The organism is Richelia intracellularis HH01 (genome assembly GCF_000350105.1).
GTDB lineage: Bacteria > Cyanobacteriota > Cyanobacteriia > Cyanobacteriales > Nostocaceae > Richelia > Richelia intracellularis.
Map to the genome: position 1 here is coordinate 1 of NZ_CAIY01000089.1, position 7365 is coordinate 7365.

Here is a 7365-nt window from a genome sequence, read left to right on the forward strand (position 1 = left end):
AATTAGAACACATAAAATTATCTTTGCTATAGTTTATTTTTCATAAATCTTTGATGCTTATTACAACCATATTAGGGCAGCTTTTTATGATTATTGTGTTATCTTATAAATAACGGGGCAATTATAACTTAATTAATGCCATAATATAGTGTATTTTACAGATAATTTTAAATAGTTTCAGCACTTAATAGTGATTAATATACTAATAATTCTCATATTCATATCAAATCCCCAAGTGACATTTATAAATGTCACTCAATTGATTAATTAGAGATAATAATTATTTCCTAGTTTACTAGATCATTTCGTCCATTAATATTGAGGTATGGTAGTATTTTACATTTAAAAAATAATTCTCAAGATTTTACTAGTTAGGATTTGTAAGTATATAGGAATATATTTATTAAGTAAAAATTGCCAATTTTCTTACAAATTTTATTAGCATAACGTTTATAGATTTTGATACTTTTTTCTAATCACACTATACTGTTGATAGTAAAATATTGAATAGTAAATATTCTCATCTGATATTAGACAGAATAATCATAATACATAAGTTCAAAGACATTATATTCTAGCTATTTGACTGAGATATAAGTATTCCTCATTATGAAATATTTTGAGCTCTGGCAAAGGTTTCATAGAGAGAATCAACAATCCGATTTTTTATTATTTTCTCTTATGAATGAATTTTATCAGCAAGATAATAACGAAAATGGCTATCTGAGAAGTTTTAATGAATACATTAATCTTAAAAATTATTTAATATTTTTCTTAACAATACCAGATAAGAAATAGTTGTATTGACTCAAGATAATTATCTTAAATTAATACAAAAATAAAATTCATTCTCTTTATTATTTGATGAAGCTAATTCATCTTTCAACATCAAGTGATGATATGTATAAATATCTAAATTAATGCTCAATAATGCACAGATTAAAAGCCCTGATAGGCTTCTTTAATCGTTCCTTATCTTAACAATAGTTTATTTATACTTCTGAAAATTTTTGTCCATGTTTGCAATATTATCTGATAATTATCAATATCTAGATCGGGGAAGATATTTATACCTTAATTCTTTTTCTATTTATTGAATTAATTATGTAAGATACATATAAATTAGCATAACCATACTGCTATATATCAGAAAGTATTATTATATTATTTATGGTAATAACTCAGAATAATTTATTTCGAATAGTATCATATTTCCTATTACTACTATAATTTCTTCGAAGATATCTAATCAATCATCGGGTTTTAGTTTTTTCTTACTCCCAATAAAGTATTAAACTTGATATTAAGCTGCAATTCATTTGACTTTTATATTCAGAATACTATTATAATCCTGACATTATTATATACATTTATTCAAGGATAGAGAGAGTGCTATACTTTACTCAGTAAATGAATTTACAGTTACCCTAACTGGTTTCAATATATTAATTTGGTGAAAGTAGGTTTTCACTATTGAATTACTTCTATTCGCATCCCCACATGAACCTTGCTGTACAAGGAGGCCACATCACCATTGCGCATTCTTAAACACCCATGAGAAACTGGGTTTCCTACCACATGATTATTTGGGGTTCCATGAAATCCTATATGACTGTGCCCATCTGTCCAAAAACCAATCCATCTTACTCCTAAAGGGCTTCTTGGTCCAGAAGGAAAAACTTGGCCTGTAATCGGATGTTTCCATGCAGGATTATATTGCATATGCATAATTTTGAATGTTCCTGTAGGTGTTTCCCATCCCTTTTTTCCAATACCAATAGGATAGCTAGCAATGACTGTTTTTTGTTGGTAAACATACGCCCGGCGGTCACTTAAATCGACAATAACGTGAGAGCTATTTTTCTGAAAGCTCTGATGTCGATATTGTTTACCAATTACCTGTATATTAAGCTTTTTCGAGGGTTGAGGTTGTGGCTTTACCTGGGGGATTTTACCCTTATTACTCATTATCGTTTGAGAATGAGCATCAGCTTTCATAGAGTTATTAATCCGCCAATGTGAACTTAAAATCCAGGCAGCCGTTGAGAGACAAAAACAAATAAAGGTTGTTGTTATAACTTGACTTCTTACCATCAATCTTTATTATTATTTACACCCATTTAAATCACTCAGTACTTAGAGTACTAAATAGTTAACTTTGCCTATTGGTTAGTCGGCTTATTTTACACCATTTTCTATAAAAACTTTTATACAGTAACTTTTTTATAGATTTTTGGGCTTATATCACTAGAAATTTACAAAATTTTTACCGTTTTCTCATAAAACTAAGGTTGATTATGAATTCTAATCAGAATAAGTTACAAGCAAATGTATAATATGCTACTTTCTATACGATCAACAAATAACTAGATAATTGTTTTCAATACTATGTAATCTAATAAGTAATAAAATAATTATCAGTAATTTTTGGGTAATAAAAAAAATAGTGGTAAAAGTTATAAAATGCATTTGAAAATAAGATATGTAAATTAATAATGAAATTGATATGGTCTACTATTTTGGAAAGTCTAAAAATATTAATCAAGATGATCTTTATCTTTTTACTGGGTATTCAGACTAAAATATATTCTCGCTTAATTTATACGAGGCTAAGGGTTAATCTTTCTATGGAAGTATAGATTATTCTAAAATATAGTTAAAAAAAAGAATAAACATTTATAAAAAAATTATTGGGAAGAGATTTGAAAAATCAAGCATTTCCTATAATTTTTACTAAAGATGATATACTGTGATATTTTCAATTTTAAAAAACATTATTTTAAAAACCTTAAAAGCTTATAGCAGCTTATCATTTACTATTATATTTACCTAACCCAAATTTGATTTACGGGTTTATTTTTATAAGTGATTATGAAAATAAGATTCCCTATTATGATCATAATAGTTATTTAATGCTGGCAAATCTCCATTTGGTAGTAAATTTGAATTATTTCCTTTAAATGAGAAGCTAATATAAAGCATTTTTTTAAAGCATTTTTAATTTACTGGAGAGCAACGATAAACATCACTTAATATTTTAGGGAATTGATTAAAATTTTTATCCTAAATAAATATAAGATTAAGCTGAATCATAAAATTAATAGGTGAGAATTATCAAGATCATAATATTTTTCAGATAATTTCAAAATTCTATAATTTTAATGTAAAAGTTAGAGCTTGAAATCAAAATTTAATATTCTATTTGAGTAGAACATTATAAAGATAATGAAGAAAATAGCTTTAATATTGTCACATGTAATTTTGAGTTTAGAATAGCTTAATAAAGCTTATCCAAAACCATGATTAATTTTCGCAGATCTAGTTAATAATTTATATAAATTGCCTGAAAATAATGAGTATAAATTTATAATTACTTTATGGACAAAGAATTACTAACATAAGCCTACTAAGTGGACACTCAATTATTGCTTAGATAATGAAACCTTCATAAAAGTGATATATTCCAAAATAGGAATCTAAATTATGAGGATAAAAATATGATTAAGTGTTACAGTCAAGGATCCGTCACTTCTATAAGTAACTTATCAGTAATTAAGATGTCTAATGACAAAAGTATATTTCGAAGTCAGTATGATCTATGAATCAATCTATTACTGTATCCTGGTCGACATTTGATATCAGGTTCCCGGAAAGCTCATTACAAATTGAAAAACTTTCCAACCATGATCTTATTTTGTGTTGTAAAGCAGGATTTAGGCCAGATCGTGCTTTATTTGCAGAGCTTTTGCACCGTTACCAATCTCAGGTTGATCGGGTATTATATCATCTTGCTCCAGATTGGTTAGATAGGGCAGATCTGAACCAAGAAGTATGGATTCGTGTATATCGAAATATTAATCAATTACAAGAACCTGCTAAATTTAGGAGTTGGCTAAGCCGGATTGCCACAAATCTTTTCTACGATGAATTACGTAAACGTAACCGATTAGTTACTCTTTTATCTTTAGATATTCCCCGAGTAGTAGATAATAGAGAAACATATTGGGAAATAGTAGGCAATACTCCGGGTCCAGAAGAAGCTTTAAATACCAGAGAATTTTATGAACAATTGAGAGAAGCAATTATTGGCTTGCCAGAAGTCTTCCGGACTACAATCGTTCTTAGGGAAATAGAATGCCTAGCATATGAAGAAATTGCTGAAATTACTGGTGTTTCCCTCGGGACAGTCAAATCAAGGATAGCTAGGGCTAGAAGTAGACTTCAAAGCCAACTAAAAACTTATTTAGATATATAGTTTTTTATTTTATCTTTTTTGCTTAGGAAATATTCTTTTAACATTAATTTTAGAGATGAGCTCAGTAAATTTAGATAAATTCTATTACAGAATTCCGAAGTTTTATCCCATTCCCAGCCATTCAGCTATATTACCCATATAATATAAGTAATGTTGTTAACATGGATGCTGATTATTGATTTTATGACTTTTCTGCCTGGCAAAATAATAAGCAATTAGGCAATATCAGTACTGAATATACCTATGGTTACCAGGTGTTATTATGGATAAGTCAAACTTTGATTATTTCGAGCTGTTGAGTACTTATTTGTACGGAGAAACAACCCCCCATAGAACACAAGAAAGTTGGGCAATGGCTAATAGAAGATCAAAATGCACAGGGCTTATATACCAGATTACTAAAAATCAGGCAGGGTATTCATAATCTACCCATACCGCCACAAAAAACATACAGAAGATAAAGTCAACAAGTTATTTACCTATTTTGTACTATTTAAGGATAATAGTTTTTGGCAAGATAATAGCAGTTATTATTTGTACGATCACAGTTATAGCTTGGGTTATCGAAAGAGAAACACTCGTAAAACATGTCACTAAACAAAAATATTTGGAGCAGTCCCAAAAAGGAAAAAGACCAGTCCCATTTTATTCTTTGAAAGTTGCTGTTAATTGCCCCATTTTTTGTATTCCCAAGATAATAACAAAATTAGAATTGAGACTAGAAAAGGATTATTCTGCCAGTTTACATATTCATATAAACACTAATTTGGTTCAAGAGTAGTACAGTATTCATGTATATTTTTTTGCTGAATTTACCGTCAACCCGGAATACTGCTAGTTTCATGATGGTATGATATTTTTTATTAACTTATACTCTTAGATTATGGGAATACTGGGGAAGTAGTTTTAATTTTATTATTTAGCTTTAGTATAATATATATAATTGCTATTTTGTATAGTGGTGACTAACTAACCTAATTTATTTATCTTAGGGAAAAATTGATTCAGCAAAGTTATTAGCGTATTCTTTCAGATATTAACTGTTTTCAACCTATGAGATGATTAATCCTGCATTTGCGCCTTTGATATGGTTTTTAGAAATTATAGTTTTTCTAATGCGTTTAAAATGATAGGTGGCTACATCACTAATATTAAGTTAAATTTGAAATCTAACACTGCTCAGCTATATAACTATAACCAAGCAAAACTACTAATCTATAAAGATAATTAAAAACCTATAAAATTGAGATTTTCTAACTAAATAGCCTTTACATTCTCAAAATTCTCAGGATTATATTTTACTTTTTATTAAGATAAACAAACTATCTTTGTAAAGATTAATAAAGCATAATGAGATTTTCAGACAACAATGTCGATTTAGAAAATTTTTGGATGCTTCCTATACCCTCAAAAAGGGTTTTGTACCCTAACATATTTTTCTTCAGAATATATCCAATTACAGTCAAAATCTCATGTAAGTAATAATTAGTACATTAAGAAGTTATGCTTCTATTCTTTCATAAAAGACTAATTAATTATGATATTAATATCATTAAGATTATGTGTAATTAAAAAGCCTTCAAGCAAGAAAATCACAATATTCAAGTACTACTCTTATACCTATTGGGATTTTTGCTCAAAGTTGGGGGCATAGGCCTGGAGAAGAGAACTAACTTGTAGTAATACTTCATTACCTGTATTTTTACCCAGTGCCTGACGTTCTGGGAAGAATTCTGGACGTTCCAGATGACAGGAAATAGCTTCCCCAACGTGCTTGTTAATTAGATCGCTCAGTTCATCTTTAGCTTTTTGACGTTGATAAGTTGCACCCTCTTCAGTAGTAGCATACAAAGGGGGTAGTCGATTTAGAGCATAAGCCGCGATATCTCCTAAATCTAAAGTAGTTTCACTAGTGGCTTCAATCTCTGCCACTCTGGCGGTTGCTTCAGTCACCACTAACTCTTCCATAACATTAATGAACTGTTTTCTAGGAATAGCTACCACTTCACCAGTTAATAATGCTCCCATAAGTCTATCTAGAGACATGTATTCTTCTATGGATAGTTCCGAAGCATAGTCGCAAATGCGTCCAACTTCTGCCTCCATTGTTGGGGTTAGATAGCCGTCCTGGAGAGCTTGTCCAACAATTTTTTCTATATTCATAATATCCATCTGTTTACCACCCAAGTGAGGTAAGAAGTATACTAATCGAATTTATTATCTGCAAATAATAAACAAAAACCTATTATTTACTATTTGCTCTTATAAACCTATGGCATAGGGTTTATAGCCTTATTATTAACATAGAAGCTCTGGGAAAATGGTGAATAGTATAAGCCCTGATAAAACCAATTATGCCAATTCATTAAAAACTAGCTTTGACCATATCACCCTATTTAACGTCAATATAGCCCAGTTCTATGAAAATACTACTGCTCTTTGGATATGATCTATGTCAATAGTTGTTGCTGTGACCTGAAACTCTGGAGATACTTTCCCCAGCAAGACTACTTGGTTCGAACAGTAACTGGTGCAATTACTAGTAAACTGGACTAGATACTCTAGTATAATCAAAACCACAGTGAAAATAGCCCTTTGCAAATTTACCATTATAGTGGGAGTGAACACCATAAATTTTAGTTATCTATTTTCTATATTGATCTTGAAGTCTTACAAATCCAAGGTTTTGATGGTTTTATAAGAATTGAAAGTGTATAACCAGCTTAGTTTTTTCATTTTTCGCCTGCAATCTAGACTTATTAACCTTACAAATAATGTACTTTATGGAAAATTTATTATTTTTCAAGGATATTAATACTTCTTTTTGACTACCTACCACTGTTAATTTGTCATTTCCCTAGTTTGTCTGGAGAGATTATAGTAATTAACTCTAGATAAAATTACTAGTGAAAAGTTAGTAAATAAGACTGAATAGATTTGCTAATTTAATTTATAAATCCTAGGAATAATGTTTGCCTAATATTTACAAATTAATAGGATAAAGATTAGAAATGCGATGATTTAAATCATAATTTATATAGCAGTTTTGAGTTTTTAATGTATTGAAGTTTAATTAGTATAAGCTATGAAGATAATGATAATTAATAGGT

The 7365-nt window shown here is 29.3% G+C and carries 3 protein-coding genes; 1 reads left to right on the plus strand and 2 read right to left on the minus strand.

What is annotated here, in order from left to right; all coding sequences use genetic code 11:
* Positions 1–1470 precede the first annotated feature (1470 nt).
* Positions 1471–2094 (minus strand): L,D-transpeptidase, encoded by a 624-nt coding sequence (locus RINTHH_RS10015; protein WP_155943975.1) that lies wholly within the window; start codon positions 2092–2094, stop codon positions 1471–1473.
* 1504 nt (positions 2095–3598) lie between these two features.
* Between RINTHH_RS10015 and RINTHH_RS10020 the strand changes: the two genes are divergently transcribed.
* A complete protein-coding gene (locus RINTHH_RS10020; protein ID WP_008236079.1) occupies positions 3599–4255 on the plus strand; it encodes a sigma-70 family RNA polymerase sigma factor in 657 nt (218 codons plus the stop codon).
* A 1620-nt stretch (positions 4256–5875) separates the two neighbouring features.
* Here the strand turns inward: RINTHH_RS10020 and RINTHH_RS10030 are convergent.
* Entirely contained in the window at positions 5876–6427 is a 552-nt protein-coding gene (locus tag RINTHH_RS10030; protein ID WP_008236080.1) for a late competence development ComFB family protein, read from the minus strand.
* Between the last annotated feature and the right edge of the window lie 938 nt (positions 6428–7365).

Bases quoted from the DNA above. Each gene is read 5' to 3' on its own strand.
- RINTHH_RS10030 (WP_008236080.1), bottom strand. From the start codon at position 6,427: ATGGATATTATGAATATAGAAAAAATTGTTGGACAAGCTCTCCAGGAC.
- RINTHH_RS10020 (WP_008236079.1), top strand. From the start codon at position 3,599: ATGAATCAATCTATTACTGTATCCTGGTCGACATTTGATATCAGGTTC.
- RINTHH_RS10015 (WP_155943975.1), bottom strand. From the start codon at position 2,094: ATGGTAAGAAGTCAAGTTATAACAACAACCTTTATTTGTTTTTGTCTC.